We start from the raw sequence: 1,214 nt of genomic DNA, 5'->3' as shown, positions 1-1,214 counted from the left end.
TAACCGTAGGCCATCCGCTTCATCACTTTAATGCGGTTATTGATGCCTTCGAGCTGGCCGGTGTGCATCGGCCAGCGCACCCGCGCCAGGATCCCGCGCCAATAGGGCGCGAGTTTGTTGGCGAAGCGGGCCAAGGGCTCGATGTCACTACCCCGGGCCATCGCCAGCCAGTTTCGCCAGGCAGCGCGCCAGGCCCAGCCACCCGGGGTTTGCCACAATTCCTTCAAACTCGCTTTCATCACGTAAGCGGTCATCAAGCTGGCATTGGCAGCCAGCAGCTCATCGAGTTTCGGCAACTGGGCCTCAGGGACATTCTCGCGGTTGCGCAGCAGGAGCCAGCGCGATCGCTTGACGACCTGGCGTAGTTTCGACTGATCGCGCAGGCGGTTCGCTTCGTCGACGCGGACCCGGTCAATCACTTCCCGGCCGTATTTGGCGATGACGTGGAACAGGTCGTAGACCACGCGCGCATTCGGACACTGTTTTTGTACCTCCAGGTCGAAAGCCGTGTTCATGTCCATTGCCACGACTTCGATGGCTTGGCAGCGCTCGACACCCAGCCAGGTGAAGAAGGGACGGATGGCTTCACGGCTACGGCCTTCGCCGACCCAAAGCACCTGCCGGCTGTCGGCATCGAGCACGACAGTGGCGTAGCGATGGCCCTTGAACAGGGCAAATTCGTCCATGACCAGGCGCTTTGGACGCGCTTCGGGCAACGCGGCAAGCTTGCGCTCCAGCGCCTGTCGGTGAATCTGCCGCACCGTACTCCAATGCAGGCCGGTGAGCTGGCAAACATGAGTCAGGGGAATACGCTCGCTCCAAAAAGCCACAAACGCCGCCAGGCGATGCGTCACCCTTGCATGCGGATCGAGCCAGCTGACGTGCTGGCTTCCGGTACGTCCACAGCTATCGCATTTAACCCGGTACACCGCTACTTCCAGCGTCAGCGCATGCCCCACGATCGGCAGATCGCGTACGGTACGCCAGCAAACGTCATGCACCTTCGGCGCAACGCTCGAACAATGCCTGCACAGCCGTGCCTTGGCAGGGCAAGGCTCCAAGCGAATCGATACGGATTGGCCTGACTGGGTGGACGAGGTGACGGAAAAACCTTCCCAGAAAGGGAACGAGGCAATATGATCTGGCATGAGAGCGGTAGGTTGAGGGATATGTTTGGTCGCACAAACACAATAACTCTTCCTTACTGCTCTCTT

General features: G+C 60.0%; 1 protein-coding gene. It reads right to left on the bottom strand.

All coding sequences use genetic code 11. The features are described from left to right. A partial coding sequence (locus NX782_RS26215; RefSeq protein WP_258848440.1) for an ISL3 family transposase occupies positions 1-1,148 on the bottom strand: 1,148 nt, incomplete at its 3' end. Positions 1,149-1,214 lie beyond the last annotated feature (66 nt).

The organism is Massilia norwichensis, assembly GCF_024753245.1.
Taxonomy (GTDB): Bacteria; Pseudomonadota; Gammaproteobacteria; order Burkholderiales; family Burkholderiaceae_D; genus Telluria; species Telluria norwichensis.
The sequence above is the reverse complement of the archived record's forward strand: the minus strand, read 5'-3'. Positions and strand labels throughout refer to the sequence as shown.